The sequence below is a fragment of the Eubacteriales bacterium genome (assembly GCA_041390245.1).
GTDB lineage: Bacteria > Bacillota > Clostridia > Christensenellales > JAWKQI01 > JAWKQI01.
In genome coordinates, this window is sequence record JAWKQI010000003.1 from 15,076 (window position 1) to 35,444 (window position 20,369).

The window sequence follows — 20,369 nt, forward strand, 5'->3', positions numbered from 1 at the left end:
ATTAAAAACGGTAACGATGCTAGCCGTTCCGATAGTACTAACGCTTTTTGCCATATTAAATTTAAAAGAGACTTCTATTTTAAGCCTCTTAGTTGTACTTACGGCACTCATAACTTTTTTTGCATTTTTTGAGTTTAAGCATATTCGGGCAAGGGACTTAATGCCAATAGTGTGCCTGACTGCGCTCTCAGTTGCCGGAAGAATGATATTTGTTGCAATCCCCAATTTTAAACCGGTTCTGGCAATAGCGATAATAGCAGGGATCTGTTTTTCGCGGGAAAGCGGTTTTTTAGTAGGAGCTTTAAGTGCGCTTATATCCAATATGTTTTTAGGCCAGGGGGTATGGACTCCATGGCAGATGTATGCATGGGGAATGGTCGGATATCTGGCCGGAGTATTAAACGATTCAGGATTTTTTAAAAAGAATCTTTATATATATATTTTTAGTGTAATGGCAGCCATGTTAAGCAATTTTTTATTAAACACATGGTACATATTTTCTTTTATAACACCTATTACGATAAAGAGCGCACTGGCAGCGTATGCCTTGGCTCTTCCTTTCGATATATCATTTGCTGTATCTTCACTCTTTTTCTTAATTTTAATTTTAGTTCCCTGGAAAAATAGGCTTTTTAGAATAAAACAAAAATACGATATAATGAACAAAAATACCTTTTAATAAAAAGTTTAAAATAATTGTAAAGAACTTACAATCATATATGATATAATAATAAGATTTAAAGGGTATATAAATCATAAAGGCAGGATATGAAGTTGAAAGATTTTGTGACTTTTAACAAGGTTTCTAAATTTTATACCATGGGTGAAAATCGTATAGCGGCGGCAAATAAAGTTACTTTTTCGATTGACAAAGGTGAATTTGTCGTTATTGTCGGCCATTCTGGTGCAGGAAAAACAACGGTTTTGAACATGCTAGGCGGAATGGACACATGCGACGAAGGAGATATCACGGTAGACGGGAATGTAATCAGCTATTACAACCAAAAGCAGCTGATTTTCTACCGCAGATACGAAGTGGGCTTTGTATTTCAGTTCTATAACCTGATTCAGAATTTAACCGCTATTGAAAATGTGGAATTAGCGGCGGAATTATGTAAAGAGCCGCTTAATGCAAAAGAGACTTTAGAAAAAGTAGGATTAAAAGATAGGCTCAATAATTTTCCGGCACAGCTTTCTGGCGGGGAACAGCAGCGCGTCGCAATAGCGCGTGCCCTTGCGAAGAATCCAAAGATACTGCTCTGCGATGAACCTACCGGGGCACTTGATTATTTAACGGGGAAGACTATATTAAAACTTTTGCAGGACACTTGCAGGGAAATGGGAAAGACCGTTATAGTAATAACGCACAACCAGGCTATTACGGGTATGGCGGATAGAATTATAAAGATAAAGAGCGGGGAAGTAAAAGATATAATTATTAATGAGAATCCTCTTAGCGTCGAAAGGATAGAATGGTAGGTTGAAAAAGACTTATTCAAAAAATATTTTCCGCGAAGTAAAAGGAAGCTTTAGCAGATTTCTGGCAATTTTGGCTATTGTTGCGCTTGGGACAGGGTTTTTAGCTGGGCTGATGGCTACCGCCCCTGACATGAAGATATCTGTCGATTCATATTATCGTGAACTTAACATGATGGATCTAAGGATAGTATCGACGATGGGCTTAACTCAAGGGGACGTAAGCGCTGTTTCAAACGTCGCAGGGGTTGAGGCTACTATGCCTTCTTATACCTTAGATGCACTAGTGTCAAATAATTCTAACGAAACGATGGCGGCCAGGATACACAGTTTACCAGACGATACATCTGAAGATAATGAAGGATATCAAAACAGGGTAGTTTTAAAGAGCGGAAGAATGCCTGAGAATGCAGGAGAGTGCGTTTTAAGAGAGCAAAGTGTACAGAGCTTTGAAATAAATATAGGCGACACATTAACTTTAAGCGACCAAAATGACAATTTGGATTCATTTAATACAAAGACTTTTACAGTAGTAGGCACAGTAGACAGTTCTTATTATATGTCTGCCGAAACAGAGACTACTGATATAGGAAATGGCAGTATTGGTATCATAATTTTTACAACTGAAGATGCCTTTAATTTAAGCTGTTATACGGAAATATATGTAACGGCATCGGGTACACAGGATATTTATGCATTCACTGAAGGCTATGATGACTTAATAGACAGGTTAAAGGATAACATCGAAAATATAAAAGGCAGCCGCGAGAAAACCAGATACACTGAAATCTTAGATGAGGCAAATGCGAAATTAAGTGATGCAAAAGAAAAATATAATGAGGCCAAAGAAAAAAGCGACACAGAATTAAACAGCGCGAAGAAGAAACTAGATGCAGCTGAAGCAGAAATTGAAACGCAGGAAAATACATTAGATGAAAATGAAGCAAGCCTTTTAAGTGTAAAAGAAGAGCTTAACAATAATATTTCAGATTTTAATGAAAAAACAGCCTCCCTTAAAAATTTAGCAGAGTTAAAACAGCAGTTAGATTTATTAAAGCCAGATGCTGAAAGCTTAATAGCCCTGCAGGAATCTGGCACGGCTTTAACTGAGGAACAGCAGGCGATTGTAGACAATTACCAGCAGTTGAAAGCCACGTACGATGCGGCAGTATCTTCGCTTACTAGCGAAGAGATTGCGCTTATAAGCGATGAAACTGCGCTTAACCAGATGATAGACACTACAAATGCGCAGTTTGATGCGTCTGAAAAACAGATTGAAGAAGGGCTTTCCCAGATAGAGACAGGTAGGGAGGAGCTAAACGATGCAAAAGATGAACTTAATGAAAGCAAAGCTCAATATAATAACGCGGAACTTGAAGCTAAAAGAGAACTGGATACCGCACTTAATGAGATAAACCAGGCGCAGGAGGACATAGATAACATTGAAATGCCTGAGTGGTATATCCTAGACCGGAATTCCAATGTAAGCTATGTAAGCTTTAGCGGAAATACAGAAAAAATAGCAGCAATAGCAACTGTCTTCCCGATAATGTTCTTTTTAGTGGCGGCACTGGTTTCATTAACGACTATGACACGGATGGTAGATGAACAGCGTATGCAGATAGGGACTCTAAAAGCCCTTGGTTTAAGTAACGGCAGTGTAATACTTAAATATGTATTGTATGCGGGTGTTGCAAGTATAGTTGGGTCTGTTATAGGGCTGGCTCTAGGTTTTTGGATATTGCCTTCGGTAATTTGGACGACGTATGACATGATGTACGTACTCCCCGAACTTAAGGTAGAGTTCCATTTGCAGTATGCTTTGATAGCGTCTATTGCGGCAATTGCATGTACGACAGGGGCAACAGTCTTAGCTTGCTTAAGCAACTTATCAGAATGCCCTTCAATGCTCATGTTGCCTCGTGCTCCAAAGGCCGGTAAACGCGTATTTTTAGAATATATAAAGCCGCTCTGGCGAGCTTTTAACTTTAAGCAAAAAATAACCGCAAGAAATATACTAAGATACAAAAGGCGCTTCTTTATGACTATTATAGGAGTTGCCGGATGTTGTGCCCTCTTGTTAACGGGCTTTGGGCTTAAGGATTCTATTAAAGATATAGTAACAAATCAATTTAATGATATTTTTAAATATAACTTAGTAATAGGATTAGATGACGGTACCGAAACTCCAAACGAGTTAAAAACAATACTTGAGGATGAGGATATAACCAGCGATTACCTTTATTTTTCACAGCAAAGTGCAAATGCTGATAATAACGGTGTTGAGAAAGAACTTTATTTAATAGTGCCCAGTGATGACAGCAAGCTTGAAGATTTTATAACGTTTAAACACCGAACTGATAATGGGGAGGTATCATTTGGAGACGATGATACAGTTATTGTAACGGAGAAATTTGCCGAACAGCTTGGCTTAAGTGCGGGGGATACGTTCGAAATAACAAACAGCGATGATGAATCTGCAACTTTTACAGTTGGGGGCATCACTGAAAATTACGTAAGAAACTATGTATATATGACGCAAGATTGTTATGAAAACGCGTACAATACTTCTCTTAATTATTCTATGATAATGGCCAAATCCACTGCCGATACAGATGAAGCAAGGGATAAAGAAAGCACACAGCTTCTTAAGATAGACGATGTTTCTTCAGTCCAGTTTACTGCTGATATAAGCAAATCTTTTAAAGATATATTGGAAAGCATCGATTATGTCGTACTTGTTTTGATAATATCTGCGGGGATGCTTGCGTTTATAGTACTTTATAACTTGATAAATATAAATATTTCGGAAAGGCAGACTGAGATAGCAACTATTAAAGTACTTGGTTTTACCGATGGCGAGGTTGCCTCATATATATACACAGAGGCGGCGATATTAACTATAATCGGGATAATATTAGGCCTGTTTTTAGGGATAGCGCTGCATACATTTGTCGTTAGGACGGCCGAGGTGGACATAATTATGTTCTCGCGTGAAATAAAAGCTTTAAGTTTTGTCTGGTCAGCTGTATTAACCGCAGTATTTTCTGTATTGGTTGGGGTCATAGTTTACCATAAACTTAAAAAGATAAATATGGTAGAGTCGCTAAAAGCGCCAGAATAATAAAACCAAAGATTGAACATCATATAAAAATAAAATGGAAAGGAATATTAAACTATGGAAAAGACGTTGGTTATTGAGGGAATGTCCTGTTCGCATTGCAGCGACAGAGTTGAAAAGGCACTGAATGCAATAAAAGGTGTAAGTGCAAAAGTGGACTTAAACAATAAACTGGCACGCTTAGAAGTGGATGAAAACGTCGATATGGACGAAGTAGTAAATGCGGTCATAGATGCTGGGTATAGTGTTGCCGCTGTCAAGTAGGTATAAATATAAAAAAGGCATGAGACTTCATGCCTTTTTTTATTTATGTTCATTTAAATATTTTTTTATCTTACTAAAAGTTTCCTGGCTTATTATATGTTCTATCCTGCATGAATCAGCATGCGCAGTATCCGAATCAAGGCCTAGGGTTTTCATCAGGAACTCCGCTATCTGGCAGTGCCTGTCGTAGATTTCGTTTGCTTTTTTTTCTCCTTCGGGAGTAAAGTCTATACTGCCGTCTCCATTGACAGTAATAAGCTTATTTTTCTTAAGTATACTGACGGCACGGCTTATGCTAGGCTTAGCATAATTTAGTTTTTTGGCAATATCAATAGAGCGGACTTTTGAATGGGCCTGCTTTAAAATTAAAATAGTTTCTAAATAGTTTTCACCGGATTCATGCATTGAATAAACTCACTTCTTGTTATTATCTTAAAATATATTAGCATATTGCTAAAAAACATTCAAATTTATTTTAAGACAGCCTTGACTTAAAATCATTGTAGCCAAATTCTTTAATGAGGGTGGTGCCGTTTTTATTAACAACATATATAGACGGCAGGTTTATACCGTTAAAGGTGTTGTTTTTAACCATAGAATAGTGCGCCATATCGCAAAAAACTAGCTTGTCACCTGCATTTAAAGGTTTGTCAAAAGAATAATCGCCGATTATATCCCCGGCTAAACAAGTAGGCCCGCCTAAACGGTAAGTATATTTTTTTTCGTTGGGTATGCCACTTCCTATGATATCCGGCCGGTACGGCATTTCCAGTACATCCGGCATATGGCAGGCAGCAGAGGTATCTAAAACAGCAATGCTAAGGCCGTTATCAAAAGTTTCAAGCACAGTCGATACTAAAAAACCGGCGTTTAAAGCTACGGCTTCTCCGGGTTCCAAATAAACGCTAAGGTTATACTTATCCCTAAAATACTCTATGCAGGAGTTAAGTGTGTCTATGTCGTAATCCTGCCTTGTTATATGGTGGCCGCCACCAAAGTTTATCCACTCCATATAATATAAATACTTGCCGAATTTTTCTTCTGCGGCTTTAAGAGTCTTTTTAAGATCATCTGCATTTTGTTCGCAAAGTGTATGGAAATGAAGGCCGGTTATACCATCTAAGAGGTCTTCTCTAAAATTGCTTATAGTAACTCCAAGGCGTGAAAATGGTGCACACGGGTCGTAAATTGTGTGGCTTTGAGTAGAACACTCAGGGTTTATCCGTATACCGCATTTTGCATTTGATTTTAAAGCCCGGTTTTTAAACTTGGTCCATTGGGCAAAGGAGTTAAATATTATATGGTCGCATATTGAGGCAATTTCATTAAATTCGCTGTCTTGATATACAGGGGAAAATATATGAGTTTCCTTACCCATTTCCTCGTGCCCTAGCTTTGCTTCGAAAAGCCCGCTAGCAGCAGTTCCGCTTAGGTATTTTCCTATAAGCGGATAAAAGAAGAACATGGAAAATGCCTTTTGTGCGAGCAAGATTTTAGCACCAGTCTTATCTGAGACCTGCTTTAATATCTCAAGATTTTTTTTAAGCAGCGTTTCATCAACTATATAGCAGGGAGTTTTCAACGCCGCTAAATCAAAGTTCAGCTTCATTTTATCAATCCACTAATTCCGGGTCAAAGGATTCCTTCCAAGGAAGCCCCCATTTGTTAAGAGCATCCATAAACGGATCCGGATCGAATTCTTCTATATTGTGGACACCGGGTTTATTCCATTTGCCGGTTATAATCATCATTGCGCCTATCATAGCAGGTACGCCTGTCGTATAAGAAATAGCCTGCGAACCCACCTCGCGATAACATTCCTGATGGTCGCATACGTTGTATAGATAATAGGTCCTTTCCTTGCCGTCTTTAATGCCTTTAAAGATACATCCTATATTTGTCTTTCCTTTTGTCCTTGGGCCAAGAGATGCAGGGTCAGGAAGGACTGCTTTTAAAAACTGAAGCGGAACTATTTCTTTGCCTTCAAATTCTATTGGTACAATAGACGTCATACCCACATTTTCAAGGCACTTTAAGTGCGTTAAATAGTTTTGGGAAAAAGTCATAAAAAACCTTATGCGTTTTATGCCGCGTATGTTTAATGCCAGTGATTCAAGTTCTTCGTGATGTAATAGGTACATATCCTTTTTGCCTATTTCAGGGAAATTGTAAACGCGCTTTATTTCCATAGGCTCTGTTTCAATCCATTTTCCGTTTTCCCAGTAGCTGCCTTTGGCGCTGACTTCCCTTATGTTTATCTCAGGGTTGAAATTTGTAGCAAAAGGATATCCGTGGTCTCCGGCGTTTGCATCTAAAATATCTATATAATTTATTTCGTCAAAATAGTGTTTTTGTGCATAAGCAGAAAAGACACTGGTGACGCCAGGGTCAAACCCGCTCCCGAGCAGTGCTGTAATTCCGGCTTGTTGGAAGCGTTCCCGGTATGCCCACTGCCATTTATATTCAAACTTAGCCGTATCAAGAGGCTCGTAGTTTGCAGTATCTAAATAATTTGTTTTAGTTGCAAGACATGCATCCATAATAGTTAAGTCTTGATATGGCAGAGCAAGGTTCATGACTATGTCTGGTTTGAATTCGTTTATCAACTTTATAAGCTCTGGCACATTATCGGCATCTACTTTTCTGGTTGAGATCTTTGTTTTAGAGCCTTTCAGCTTTTCTTTTAAAGCATCACACTTGCTCTTTGTACGGCTCGCTATCAAAATCTCTTCAAATACATCGCTTATTTGGCAGCATTTGTGGATGGCAACACTGGCAACTCCGCCGCAGCCGATTATCAAGGCTTTTCCCATTTTTAATTCTCCTTAAAGTAATATAAATCTATTTTTTACTGATAGCTAAAATCAATTCACGAAGTACTTTTAACGCAACTGCTGTCGAAGCACCGCTTTGGTCGTAAGTTGGTGAGAGCTCGTTTAAATCACATCCAACGATGTTTAGACTTGACACCTTTAAAATAGCATCTAGCAGCTCTAAAAACGAAACTCCGCCTGCTTCCGGAGTCCCTGTCCCGGGGAAAACCGAAGGGTCCAGTATATCTAAGTCTATCGTTAAATAAACAGGTTTGCCGCTAAGTTTTAATATTAAATCGCAAAGCCCGCTAAAATCAAACTTTTGCATACTTACATGACGGGCAGCCCATTCAAATTCCGATTTATCGCCGGAGCGTATACCAAACTGAAAGATTTTATTGTCTCCAGTTAATTCCCAAATTCGCCGTAAGACAGTTGCATGCGAAAGTTTTTCTCCTAAATAATCGTCTCTTAAATCTGCATGCGCGTCAAAATGTATTATGTGAAGATCAGGATATTTTTTTACAAAAGCACGTACAGCGCCTAAAGTTACTAAATGCTCGCCGCCAATCATCAATGGGAGTTTCCCGCTTAAAATCAGCGTTTGAGTAAATTTTTCAATATCATTAAGAGCAAGGACAGTGTTGCCGAAACAAAGATCTAAGTCTCCTGCGTCAAAAACCTTTATATCCTCTAAATCTAAGTCTTGATACGGGCTAAACGTCTCAATACTATATGATTCTGCTCTCATCACCCTGCTAGCAAAACGCGCACCAGGGCGATATGACGCAGTAGAATCAAAGGGGGCACCGAATAAAACGATATTTGATTTGCTGTATTCATTGTCGCACCCTAAAAAGGTCTGAATGTTTTTACTCAACATCTTCCAAAATCTCCTCAACATAATTTGGCAATGCGAACGAACCTAAATGAAGGTTGGTGTTATAGTATTTTGTCTTTATATTAAGAGAATTCCACTTTTTAGCATCTAAATCCTTTATGGGGCTATATATCTTGGAAGCAAAACCAAACAGCCAATGCCCGGAAGGGTATGTCGGTATATGTGCCTGATACACGCGGCTTATAGGAAAAGATTCTACAATGCGCTTATGTGCACGCTGCATAGCAAGAGCATCTGCTTCATAAAACGGGCTTTCCTGCTGGTTGACCATTATGCCGTCTTCCTTTAGCGCTTTAAAACAGTTGCCGTAAAATTCTTTGGTGAAAAGCCCTTCTCCGGGGCCAAATGGGTCTGTTGAGTCTATTATTATAAGATCATATTCATTGACGCACTTCCTTATAAATTTAAGCCCGTCCTGATAGTATATAGTAACTCTTTTATCTTCCAGGCAGCATGAAGTCTGCGGAAGGTATTTTTTGCATATGTTAACTACCATCTCGTCTATCTCAACTAAATCTATTTTTTCGATAAAGTCATACTTAGCAAGTTCACGTACAGCGCCTCCATCTCCCGCACCTATAACGAGAACGTTTTTGACATTTTTATGTACTGCCATGGCAGGGTGGACTATCATTTCATGGTATATAAACTCATCTTTTTCCGTTAGCATCATATATCCATCCAGAGTTAAAAAACGCCCGAACTCAGGTGAATCGAAAACATCTATCCGCTGAAATTCGCTTTTAACAGAAATAATCTGGGAATCTACTTTGATAGACAGTTTAACGTTTTTCGTATGTTTTTCAGAAAACCAAAGTTCCATTTATTTAATCTCCTTTCAAAACGTTTATATACTCCATGTTTTCATCTTGTGTTCCTAATAAAAAAGAACCTTTTTGTTTGGCATATAAAATGTATTCAATGATTTCTTTTGTTATTTCCTCACCGGGAGCTAATACCGGTATTCCGGGAGGGTAGCACATGGCAAATTCACTGCATATGCGGCCGGCGCTGCTTTTAAGGGCAACACTTTCATGAGGTGCGTAAAAAGCATCCTGTGGCGCAACCAGAACTAAAGGGTTAATGTATTCGTGTTTTAACATACCGCTTTTGTCCCGTTTATATATCCTTCTTATTTCAGACAGCGCACCTACAAGCCGCTCTAAATCACGGTATCCGTCGCCGACTGAAATATAAGCTAAGATGTTTCCTAAATCTCCGAATTCTATTTGAATATCGTATTCGTCTCTCAGTAAATCGTAAACCTCGATACCGGCAAGCCCGGTGTCAAAAGTATTTACGGAAAGTTTCGTTAAGTCATAGTCAAATACTGTATCGCCGTTAATTAGTTCCTTGCCGAATGCTAAGTAATCTCCGATCTGATTTATCTCTTCTCGTGCATATTGAGCTAATTCTGCCACCTTGGCAAAAATTTCTCTTCCTTCCATGGCAAGCCTTTTCCGTGATATATCAAGGCTTGAAAGCAGCAGGTAAGAACCGCTGGTTGTCTGTGTTAAGTTAATAATCTGGCTTACATATCTTTCGTCTATACTATTATTTAAAAGCAACAATGAGCTTTGTGTCAAGGAGCCACCGGATTTATGCATACTTACAGCAGACATATCGGCACCGGCATCCATTGCAGATATAGGGAGCCCTTTACCAAAATAAAAGTGCGTTCCGTGCGCTTCGTCTACTAAAACTTTCATACCATGGGCGTGTGCAAACTTAGTTATAGCAGTTAAGTTAGAGCAGATACCATAGTAAGTAGGGTTATTAACGAAAACGGCTTTAGCGTCTTTATTATTTATTATTGCGTTCTTAATATCGTTAAGTGACATGCCGAGGGAAATGCCAAGCCTGTTATTAATCTGTGGGTTTATATAAACTGGTTCAGCACCGGAAAGTATAAGCGAATTTATAACACTTCTGTGTACGTTTCGGGGCATGATTATCTTATCGCCCCTTTTTAAGACAGACATGATCATAGCCTGTACCGCCGAAGTGGTGCCGTTTACTATAAAAAATGCACTTTTCGCATTAAAAGCCTGTGCGGCTAAATCCTCTGCTTCCTTTATAACAGATACCGGATGGCAGAGGTTATCGAGAGGCTTCATCGAGTTTATGTCGACGGATAAACACTTAGAGCCCAGAAAATCCATAAGTTCAGGGTTCCCTTTGCCTCTTTTATGGCCGGGAACATCGAAAGGGACAACGCGCATTTTCTTAAATTTATTTAAGGCTTCCATTATCGGAGCGCGGTTTTGGTCTTTCATTTTTTCCATTCCTTAATATACGTTGCTTCCGCTAAATATTTCTATCATTTCCTGCCTTAAGCTGTTTGTGATATTAAGTCTCATTTTAGGCGGCAGCTCATAGACATCTGTATTGAAAAGATAGTTTTTAAGATCCACATCTTTTATAAGCATCTTTGTATGAAAGAGGTTAGCCTGGTACATGTTTATATCTATTGCGTCATATTCCTGAAGCGTTTTATCATTGATATAATCCTGTATAGACGTAATCTTATGATCGATAAACAGCTTTTTGCCGCTGATGTCGCGGGTAAATCCGCGGACACGGTAGTCCATCGTTATTATATCAGAATCAAAACTTCCTATCAGGTAATCAAGAGTATGAAGAGGTGTTATCTCTCCGCAGGTAGCGACGTCTATATCAACACGAAAGGTAGCTATACTTGTATCCGGGTGATATTCGGGATAGGTATGGACTGTTACATGGCTTTTATCCAGGTGCGCAACAACTGTCTCCGGTACAGGGGAATCTTCAAGGGCACACAAACGTGAGGAAACAAGCTTTTCCTCGGCTATAAGAAAAGTAACACTGGCACCTTGGGGTTCATAGTCCTGTTTTGAGATGCTCAGTACTCGTGCACCTATCATTTCCGTAACATTTTTTAAAATATTTGTCAGGCGTTCGGAGTTATACTGCTCATCTATATATGTAATATAGTCCTTCTGCTCCCGCGCGCTTTTTGCATAGCAAACATCGTAGATGTTGAAACTTAAGGATTTTGTTAAATTGTTAAAGCCATAAAGTTTTAATGTCTCGTTCATACTTATAACCCTACCTTTCCTACCCAAAATAAAAAACTCAAGTGAATGTGACAATGCTATCATAAGTTCACTTGAGTTTACTTTTCTCTTTAAGATGTGGTTTATTTATACCGTTTATCCGATATTATTTATTCACAGTGTAGAGGTCAGAGTCTATATAGCAAGAATTTACTTTTACTACTCTTATTGATCGTTTCACAAGTGTTATGTGCATTTTAGACACATTGGTTTAAAGTAACCAACTTATAAAATTTGAGTTTTATTAAAACCCAATCAATAAGGCAACGAAAGTTGCCAAAATCGGCATTTGACCCGGCTGTCCGTATGGCCATATATTTCTATACACTTATTTTAGAGATAGAAATGGTCAAAATATTCTTTGCTTAGTTTATTATCAATAAACTAGTAAGGCTCTTTTCGCCAGTACGCATAATTATATTGCATATCTATCTAATTGTCAATATGGATTTGTTTTTACAAAGTTAACTTATTATAGTAATTCGCTGCTTTAAGGCGAAAAATAAATATTTTTTAAAAACCACGGCGTTTTTTTCTGCGCCGTAAACGATATTCTCTTTGTGCCTTTTGAATTATGCGTTTTTCATACTTTTTTGCCGTAAAGTTTATAAAATGAAGAAGGGCTTCATCAAACTCAATCAGACCGCCGTCTTTGGCAAAACAAGTTGCCTTGTCTACGAGATTATAAAAGTAGTATTCTTCCGGAACTTGCTTACCAAGCCGCCACTTTAAAAGGGCAGACCGCTGAGTTAAATGCATACGCTGTTCTAAAAGGCTTATTATTTTTTTATCTATCTTATCTATAGATAAAAAAAATTTTTTTAGTTTTTTATTTTTTACCATAAAAAAACCCCTTTGTAATTTAAGTTATCCAAAACAAAGAGGTTTTATCCGTTCAAACATTTTTATATCTAATATATTTTAACTTAATTTTAAATCTTTTCCAGTCAAATATTTACCCATAGGTTTTTCAAGTAGAAGGAAAACAACAACTGCTATAATGATATTTGGCAGCATGTAGGAAATATTGTAAAGGAAGGAATATAGCATAGGGCTTTGGCCTTCCGGGGCATACATGGCGTATACAGTTATGCCGCTTATGTAGTGGACTATAAAGCGTGCAGTACCGCCGACTAAAGAGCCGTAAATGCCTCCCCATTTTTTGCCTCTGAAAAGTCCGGCAAGGCCGACAGCTCCATAGGCCACGGAATAGTCGAGTAATAAAGAGACCCAGTTTAGGGCAAATCCGTTTGCAAAAATAAAGTTAAGAGTTCCAAACGCGACTCCTGCAATAACCCCCGGGAGTAAACCCCAGCGTATAGCGTAGAATATAAGCGGGATCATGACAAAGTCTATTGATCCGCCATATTGTAAAAAGCCAATTTGGATATAACTTAAGATAAGGGCCAGAGCAATCATTATCGCGCCTTCTGTAATGAGGCGGATATTCGTAGGTTTTGTTGTTTTAGTTGTAGACATATTTTTTTCTCCTTTGCAGTAAATTAACCGCATAGAAAAACCCGTGTCAATAGACACGGGGAAGATAGTACAAAAAAACGTGCTTTAATGATTTTTCGTACCGCTTCCCTTCGCATGTGTTAACATAACAGGTTCTAAGGGTGGTTTATGGAATAAATCTCAGCCGTTAAGGCCCCCCCAGCGGTTCTAAATTAATTGTTTGAACAATTCAAATATAAATGATAAAATAACAATTGTCAATAAGAGGGGAGGGGTTTTATGAGCCATTTCTTTGCTTTTCTGTCCAAGATGAAGTATATACGCCGCTGGGGAATAATGCGTAACACACGCGATGAGAACATACAGGAGCACTCACTTCAGGCAGCCATGATAGCACATGCGCTTGCAGTTATTAAAAACAGGCTTTACGGTGGGAACGTCGATCCGATGTTGGCTATGGGTATAGCGATGTATCATGAGGCGGGCGAAATAATAACGGGAGATTTAGTTACCCCAATCAAGTATTTCAATCCGGAGATAAATAAGGCTTATAAGGATATCGAAAAACTTGCAACAGATAAAATATTTAATATGATTCCAAAAGAGCTGAGAAAAGATTACGAACCGCTTTTCTTTAATGAAAGCAGTGAAGAATATAAGTTGGTTAAAGCAGCAGATAAACTTTGTGCATACTTAAAGTGCCTAGAAGAGCTAAAGTCTGGAAATAACGAGTTTTTAAAAGCCAAGCTAAAGATAGAGGAAGATTTGACAAAGATGGATAGAAAAGAAGTTGAGTATTTTATAAATACATTTTTAGAAAGTTTTTGCCTTACATTAGACGAATTAAATTAAAAAGATGAAAGTCATTCTTTCATCTTTTTTTTAAGTTCATCTATAAATTTTTGTTTTTCTTTAGGAGAAATTATTAAAACTATCTGGTATTCATCCTGCTTATATTCTATTTTAAGCCTGTTCATTGAGATAGCCGGGGCAGAAGACGGGTCTTTTGTCGCTTCTACCGATATTATATCCTTTATTGGTATTTTTCTGCTTACGAATGCACAGCTTTTTACTATAAGATAATCGTCTTTTATCAAATAATAAGTATTAAATACAGTTGGTATTAAAAATATAAGGTCAAAAGCCCCAAATAAGATACCTGCATATAAAAGGAGGGAGTTTCCTTTAAAATATCCATAGAAAAAGACAGCTGTTCCAGCAGTTATCACTATAGTTAAAACATAAAAGAAAAAATCAATTTTGGATTTAAACTTCATTTTAAACTCCTTAGGTATTATTTATCGGCAACTATTGCTTCATAATCAAACATCTCGTCCATAGGTTTTAGTTCGTTTACTAAAAGCGCCCTTATATAGCTCCTGTTTTTAGTGATATTATGTATATAATAACCGTTTTTAAGATAAAAAGCCACAGACGAGCGCATCTTGCTTGCGGTAAAAAGCAAAATCGCATTTAAATCCATATCTATGCACTCACGGCGTACTTTTTCAAGCAGGAGCCCGCCTATACCAAGGTTTTGGATATCTGGATCTACTGCTAAACGGCTTAGATATGCAATACCTTCAGGCAGTATCTCAAACCGTACAGTGCCGACTGTGTCACCATCCACCTTGCAGATATAAACGTGCTTTTTTTTAAGGTCTTTTAATATATCTTCACGCGTTTCCTTTAATGCTTCTACCTTATCTTCTTTATTTATTGCCTTTGCATACTCGATAAAGGATTTTTTAACGACTTTTAATATATCGTCTATATCCTTTTCGTGAGCCTTCCTAAATTCTATTGTTTCCATATTTTCACCCTTTCATTAAAAGAACCATAAGAGCTTTTTGCGCATGAAGCCTGTTTTCCGCTTCATCGAACACTGCGCTCCACTTACCGTCTATAACATCTGAGGTAACTTCTTCACCCCTGTGTGCCGGCAGGCAGTGTAAAAATATAGCGTCTTTTTTTGCATGGCCAATTAGTTTTTTATCTACTGTAAAACCTTTAAAGGATTTATATTTTTCTATAGCATCTTCTTCTTGGCCCATACTTGCCCAAACATCTGTATAAACTACATCGGCATCTATAGCTGCACTTATCGGGTCGCTTGAAATATAAACAGTTGAGCCGGTAGTAGCTGCTATATTTTTAGCAGTTGAAACTACACTTTCTTTTGGCAGCATGTTTTTCGGAGAGGCGACATGTATATCCATGCCGACTAATGCACAACCGATCATAAGCGAATTGGCAACGTTGTTTCCATCTCCGATGAAAGCCATTTTTTTATTTTCAAAACTGCCTTTGTTTTCGTACACTGTCATTAAGTCTGCTAAGACCTGGCAGGGGTGGAAATCGTCTGTTAATCCGTTTATAACGGGAATACTCCCGTATCGGGCCAAGTCTACTACATCTTGTTGTGCAAAAGTCCTTATCATTATGCCGTCTACCATACGGGACAAGACTTTAGCGGTATCGGAAATGGTCTCGCCGCGATGCAGCTGTATGTCCCTGTCGCTTAAGAAGAGTGCATTGCCGCCTAATTGGAACATGCCCGTTTCGAAAGAGACGCGCGTACGGGTAGAGCTTTTTGTAAATATCATTGCAAGTGTTTTCCCTGCAAGCAGAGGATGCGGCCGCTTTGCTTTAACATCTTCTTTTAATTTAAGCGCTAAAGACAATATCTGAAATACTTCATCCTGTGTATATTCTCCTAAAGTCAGCATGTGGCGCTTGGCAAATGCCTCTTTTGGCTGGTAGTTTAATAAATCCATATCTTTTTCCTTTCATTATACTCAGTTTGTATATTCATCCAATGGTATTATGGCAGTTTTAATTTCTCCGTGTTTTAAAACGTTTGTCATTGCCTCTATTGTATCCATGGAAGTTATGCAGTTTATGTTAAATTCCATGGCCGTCCGCCTAAGCGCAAACCCGAGGCGGCTTTTTACCTTGCCTTTTGTAGGCGTGTTTACTATGAGCGATACTTTGCCGTCCTTTATAGTTTTTATTAAATTGTCTTTATCTATAAGTTTACACGGTATATTTAGTTTTGCAAAGTACTCATACGTCTTGTTTGTGGCAAGTATTTTAAACCCAAGGCTGCTCATAGTTAAAGCTATACTTGAAGCTTCCTCTTTATCTCTGTCGCTAACAGAGAATAAAATGCTGTCGTTCTTTTCAGGAAACGATATGCCAGAAGCTATAAAAGCCTTTTTTAATGCTGCTGAATAAGTTCTATCCGTTCCCATAACTTCGCCTGTCGATTTCATTTCAGGGCCTAAGAATATATCGACAGTAGTCATCTTCGAAAACGAGAATACAGGCGCCTTTACTGTGACCAAAGCTGGTTCTTTATTAAGGCCGCTTTCATATCCCTGTGAGTCAAGAGAAATGCCAAGCATTACTTTAGTAGCTACGTCAACCATATTAAGGCCAGTCACCTTGCTTAAAACCGGGACTGTTCTGCTGGCACGAGGGTTTACTTCTATGACAAAAAGGTTTTCATCTTTGTCCATGACGAACTGTATGTTGAAAAGCCCTCTTATATCAAGCTCCCTACCTATTTTTATTCCGTAATTTACGACTAAATCTTTAACATTCTTAGAAATAGTCTGCGTAGGGTAAACGGCAAAAGAATCTCCGGAATGAACGCCGGCGCGTTCTATATGCTCCATTATACCGGCTATAAGCACGTTTTTGCCATCGCAGATAGCATCTAGCTCTATTTCTTTGCCGGTTATATATTTGTCTATCAAAACTGGGTGCGTTTTAGACACCTCTGCCGTTAACAGCATGTATTCTTTTAATTCTTTATCGTTATAGACTATTTCCATAGCACGGCCGCCAAGAACGTAACTTGGGCGAATTAGCACTGGATATCCTATATCTTTTGCAATGACTTTTGCCTCTTTATAATTAAATGCGCTGCCGCCGGGCGGAAGGGGGATAGAGAGTTTTTTAAGCACTTCTATAAACCTGTCTCTGTCTTCTGCGCGGTCTATGCTGTCTACGGAACTTCCAAGTATTTGCACGCCTGCATCGCAAAGCGGTTTTGCAAGATTGATAGCTGTCTGCCCGCCAAACTGGACTATTATACCTTCAGGGCGTTCATGTTCTATAACGTCTAAAACGCATTCCTTTGTAAGAGGCTCAAAATAAAGCTTATCTGCTGTATCAAAATCAGTGGAGACCGTTTCCGGGTTTGAGTTTATGATTATGCTTTCAAATCCGGCGTCTTTTATTGCCTTAACGGATTTAACGGAGCAATAGTCAAACTCTATTCCCTGGCCTATACGTATAGGCCCGGAACCTATAACTATGACCTTTTTCCTGGCAGAGCGGCGTGATTCGTCTATACTGTCGTAACATGAATAGTAATAAGGAGTTTTAGCATCAAACTCACCTGCGCAGGTATCTACCATCTTGTATGTAGGAAGTAAAGAAGCTTGATTCCTTAATTTCTTTACATTATTCTCGCTTGTACCAGTAAGCTTTGCTATATAAGAGTCTCCAAAACCAAACTTTTTTGCTTCTTTTAGTAAATTTATATTTAAACCTTTTTCACCGGCAATTTTAAGCTTTTTGCTTATGTTTACTATATGTAACAGTTTGCTTGCAAAAAACAGGTCTATCTTGGTTATCTCGTTTATCTCGTTAGTAGAATATCCCCTTGAAAGGGCTTCGGATACGGCGAAGATGCGTTCATCGTCTGCATTTGACAGAGAAGATAAAAGCTGCTTGTCAGAATACGAAGCAATGGATTCCATGCCTATGTGATAGTCTAGTTTAATATCTAAACTGTCTATTGCCTTTAGCAAAGATTCTTCAAAATTCCGGCCGATGGCCATAACTTCTCCGGTTGCTTTCATCTGCGTCCCGAGTATCCTGTTTGCAGTTGCAAATTTATCAAACGGCCAGCGCGGCACTTTTGTAACTACATAATCTAGCGTAGGCTCAAAGCAGGCAAAGGTTTCTCCTGTAACGCTGTTTTTTATTTCATCCAGTGAATAACCAACGGCTATCTTTGTAGCTACGCGCGCTATCGGGTAGCCGGTAGCCTTTGATGCAAGTGCAGAAGAACGCGAAACCCTTGGGTTAACTTCTATAACTACGTACTCAAAGCTTTTCGGGTTAAGGGCGAACTGTATGTTGCAGCCGCCTTCTATTTTAAGCGAGCGTATTATCTTTAAAGATGCGGAGCGAAGCATTTGATGGTCTTTATCAGAGAGAGTCTGAGATGGTGCCACGACTATGCTGTCTCCTGTATGTATGCCGACCGGATCTATATTTTCCATGTTGCAGACTATTATACAGTTGTCTTTAGCATCTCTTATAACTTCGTATTCTATCTCTTTCCAGCCTGCAACGCTTTGCTCAAGCAGTACCTGGTGTATAATGCTTGAAGACAGCCCGCGTGCCGTTATTTCTGTTAATTCGCTTTCATTGTTTGCAATGCCGCCGCCAGTGCCGCCAAGCGTATATGCGGGGCGTACTATTATGGGGTAGCCGCATTCATCTGCAAATGAAACAGCTTCGTCTAAACTGTTTACAGTTTTAGAATAGGCGATGTTTTCACCTATCGAGTTCATGGCCTCTCTAAACAGCTGCCTGTCTTCGGAACGCTTGATAGAATCAAGAGAGGTACCCAAAAGCTCAACTTTAAGCTCATCTAAAATGCCGCTTTTGGAAAGAGACATTGCCATGTTAAGCCCTGTCTGCCCGCCTAAAGTTGCTATTAAGCCTTGCGGGAGTTCACGCCTTAGTATTCTAGAGACACTTTCAATAGTTATCGGCTCTATATACACATGTTCTGCCATATGCTTATCTGTCATAATAGTTGCTGGGTTAGAATTTATAAGAGTTACTTCATAACCCTCTTCCTTTAAAGCACGGCAGGCCTGCGTGCCGGAATAGTCAAACTCTGCTGCCTGCCCGATGACTATTGGGCCGGAGCCTATGACCAGTATCTTTTTTATGTCTTCACGTTTTGGCATAGTTATCCTTCTTTAAATTTTAAAATCTATCAGCTGCTTTATTTAACTAAAGCAAATATATTTTTTAATTCTTCTATAAGCGCGTCTATATGCTTTTCCTCTATTATATAAGGAGGCAGGAACCTTACGGTGTTTTGCCCCGCCGAGCAGACGATAAAACCACGGTTTAAAAGCTCCTTTTGAACGCTCTTGGCAGTTATAACTTTTTCATCAAGGACAAGGCCGAGCATAAGCCCAAGTCCGCGGGCAGTTAGTACAAAGCCGAATTCTTTAGTAAGCTCATTTAAGCGGTTTAAGAAATACGCTCCAAGTTTGGCATTGCGTTTAATCAAATCTTTTTCAAATATAGTTTTAACGACGTAGTAAGCGGCCGCACAGGCAATGTGGTTTCCACCAAAGGTAGAGCCATGGCTACCCGGGTCCATTTTGGAACCGACTTCTTCGGTAGCTAACAGTGCACCAGCAGGTATCCCGCCGGCAAATGCTTTAGCTATCGTCACTATATCTGGTTTTATTTTGTATTGCTGCGAGGCTAAAAAAGTCCCTGTACGCCCCATGCCAGTCTGTATTTCGTCTACGATGAGCAAAGCGTCGTTTTCGCGGCATAGCTCCTCGGCTTTTTTTACATATTCGCTGTCTAGCGGTATTATGCCGCCTTCACCCTGGACGCACTCTAATATAAGTGCGCAGGTCTTATTTGAAATAGCGCTTTTAAGCTCTTTAATTTCATTTGGCGAAACGTAAATAAATTCCTTTATAAGCGGTGTATACGGCTCGTGGAATTTTTGCTGCCCTGTTGCCGCAAGGGTTGCTAGCGTCCTTCCGTGAAAACTTCCGTTTAAGGCTATAAACTGTATCCGGTCTTCGCCTTTTTTAAAGAAATAGTTTTTAGCTATTTTTATGGCACCTTCGTTTGCTTCGGCACCGCTATTTGATAAAAAGACGCGGTCTAGCCCTGTCTTTTCACATAAAAGCTTTGTAAGCAGGCTTTGCGTCTCGTTGTAAAAGTAATTGGATATATGAATTAATTTTTTTGCCTGGGTGCTTATGGTATCAACCAGCCCCTTATCGTTATATCCAAGGCAGTTTACAGCTATTCCTGCTAAAAAATCCGTATATTTTTTCCCGTCTGTGTCATAAAGGTATACGCCTTCGCCATGTGTGAAAATTTGATCGAACCTTTCACCGAAGACGGGTAGGAAGTGTTCGGCATCTATTTTTTTTATTTCCTGTAAATCCATT

The 20,369-nt window shown here is 39.0% G+C and carries 19 protein-coding genes and 1 riboswitch; of the genes, 5 read left to right on the plus strand and 14 right to left on the minus strand.

The genetic code is table 11. The annotated features are described in order from the left end of the window. The first annotated feature begins 16 nt into the window (after positions 1-16). The 4 genes from R2876_04405 to R2876_04420 all read left to right on the plus strand — a co-directional run bounded on the left by R2876_04405 (position 17) and on the right by R2876_04420 (position 4,861). Positions 17-679, plus strand: coding sequence for a DUF6580 family putative transport protein (locus R2876_04405; protein ID MEZ4357855.1), 663 nt, complete (start codon positions 17-19; stop codon positions 677-679). Between the two features lie 95 nt (positions 680-774). After that, on the plus strand, positions 775-1,479 hold the full coding sequence (locus R2876_04410) for an ABC transporter ATP-binding protein (GenBank protein MEZ4357856.1): 705 nt from the start codon (positions 775-777) through the stop codon (positions 1,477-1,479). A 1-nt stretch (position 1,480) separates the two neighbouring features. Continuing rightward, a complete protein-coding gene (locus R2876_04415; protein ID MEZ4357857.1) occupies positions 1,481-4,600 on the plus strand; it encodes an FtsX-like permease family protein in 3,120 nt (1,039 codons plus the stop codon). Positions 4,601-4,654: 54 nt separating this feature from the next. Then, positions 4,655-4,861: a heavy metal-associated domain-containing protein gene (locus tag R2876_04420; GenBank protein ID MEZ4357858.1), complete on the plus strand. Its 207-nt coding sequence runs from the start codon at positions 4,655-4,657 to the stop codon at positions 4,859-4,861. Between the two features lie 39 nt (positions 4,862-4,900). On the opposite strand, the gene R2876_04425 is transcribed toward R2876_04420, so the two are convergent. The 9 genes from R2876_04425 to thiT all read right to left on the minus strand — a co-directional run bounded on the left by R2876_04425 (position 4,901) and on the right by thiT (position 13,149). Beyond that, positions 4,901-5,266, minus strand: a complete 366-nt coding sequence (locus tag R2876_04425; protein MEZ4357859.1) for a metal-dependent transcriptional regulator — start codon at positions 5,264-5,266, stop codon at positions 4,901-4,903. A 70-nt stretch (positions 5,267-5,336) separates the two neighbouring features. After that, positions 5,337-6,470, minus strand: coding sequence for a carboxynorspermidine decarboxylase (nspC, locus tag R2876_04430; protein MEZ4357860.1), 1,134 nt, complete (start codon positions 6,468-6,470; stop codon positions 5,337-5,339). A 4-nt stretch (positions 6,471-6,474) separates the two neighbouring features. Continuing rightward, positions 6,475-7,674 carry a saccharopine dehydrogenase family protein gene (locus tag R2876_04435; protein MEZ4357861.1) on the minus strand — a complete coding sequence of 400 codons (1,200 nt, stop codon included), beginning with the start codon at positions 7,672-7,674 and terminating at the stop codon, positions 6,475-6,477. A gap of 28 nt (positions 7,675-7,702) precedes the next feature. Beyond that, positions 7,703-8,554, minus strand: coding sequence for an agmatinase (speB, locus tag R2876_04440; protein MEZ4357862.1), 852 nt, complete (start codon positions 8,552-8,554; stop codon positions 7,703-7,705). Continuing rightward, positions 8,547-9,398 (minus strand): polyamine aminopropyltransferase, encoded by an 852-nt coding sequence (gene speE / locus R2876_04445; GenBank protein ID MEZ4357863.1) that lies wholly within the window; start codon positions 9,396-9,398, stop codon positions 8,547-8,549. Before speE ends, speB begins: the two co-directional genes overlap by 8 nt. Positions 9,399-9,402: 4 nt before the next feature. Continuing rightward, a complete protein-coding gene (locus tag R2876_04450) occupies positions 9,403-10,860 on the minus strand; it encodes an aminotransferase class I/II-fold pyridoxal phosphate-dependent enzyme (GenBank protein ID MEZ4357864.1) in 1,458 nt (485 codons plus the stop codon). Positions 10,861-10,863: 3 nt separating this feature from the next. Continuing rightward, entirely contained in the window at positions 10,864-11,652 is a 789-nt protein-coding gene (gene speD, locus R2876_04455) for an adenosylmethionine decarboxylase (GenBank protein MEZ4357865.1), read from the minus strand. Positions 11,653-12,183: 531 nt separating this feature from the next. After that, on the minus strand, positions 12,184-12,513 hold the full coding sequence (locus R2876_04460) for a hypothetical protein (GenBank protein ID MEZ4357866.1): 330 nt from the start codon (positions 12,511-12,513) through the stop codon (positions 12,184-12,186). Between the two features lie 78 nt (positions 12,514-12,591). Next, positions 12,592-13,149, minus strand: a complete 558-nt coding sequence (gene thiT / locus R2876_04465) for an energy-coupled thiamine transporter ThiT (protein MEZ4357867.1) — start codon at positions 13,147-13,149, stop codon at positions 12,592-12,594. An 88-nt stretch (positions 13,150-13,237) separates the two neighbouring features. Then, positions 13,238-13,338, minus strand: a riboswitch (TPP riboswitch). 69 nt (positions 13,339-13,407) lie between these two features. Between thiT and yfbR the strand changes: the two genes are divergently transcribed. Continuing rightward, positions 13,408-13,980, plus strand: coding sequence for a 5'-deoxynucleotidase (gene yfbR / locus R2876_04470; protein MEZ4357868.1), 573 nt, complete (start codon positions 13,408-13,410; stop codon positions 13,978-13,980). A gap of 11 nt (positions 13,981-13,991) precedes the next feature. On the opposite strand, the gene R2876_04475 is transcribed toward yfbR, so the two are convergent. Genes R2876_04475 through R2876_04495 form a run of 5 tightly spaced genes read right to left on the minus strand, consistent with a single transcriptional unit; the run spans position 13,992 to position 20,368 of the window. After that, entirely contained in the window at positions 13,992-14,405 is a 414-nt protein-coding gene (locus R2876_04475) for a PH domain-containing protein (protein ID MEZ4357869.1), read from the minus strand. Between the two features lie 17 nt (positions 14,406-14,422). Then, the gene (locus R2876_04480; protein ID MEZ4357870.1) at positions 14,423-14,941 is read right to left on the minus strand and encodes a GNAT family N-acetyltransferase; all 519 of its coding nucleotides are present in this window, start codon (positions 14,939-14,941) and stop codon (positions 14,423-14,425) included. A 4-nt stretch (positions 14,942-14,945) separates the two neighbouring features. Then, the gene (gene argF / locus R2876_04485) at positions 14,946-15,905 is read right to left on the minus strand and encodes an ornithine carbamoyltransferase (protein MEZ4357871.1); all 960 of its coding nucleotides are present in this window, start codon (positions 15,903-15,905) and stop codon (positions 14,946-14,948) included. A 21-nt stretch (positions 15,906-15,926) separates the two neighbouring features. Continuing rightward, the gene (gene carB, locus R2876_04490) at positions 15,927-19,127 is read right to left on the minus strand and encodes a carbamoyl-phosphate synthase large subunit (GenBank protein ID MEZ4357872.1); all 3,201 of its coding nucleotides are present in this window, start codon (positions 19,125-19,127) and stop codon (positions 15,927-15,929) included. Positions 19,128-19,165: 38 nt separating this feature from the next. Beyond that, on the minus strand, positions 19,166-20,368 hold the full coding sequence (locus tag R2876_04495; GenBank protein ID MEZ4357873.1) for an acetylornithine/succinylornithine family transaminase: 1,203 nt from the start codon (positions 20,366-20,368) through the stop codon (positions 19,166-19,168). Between the last annotated feature and the right edge of the window lies 1 nt (position 20,369).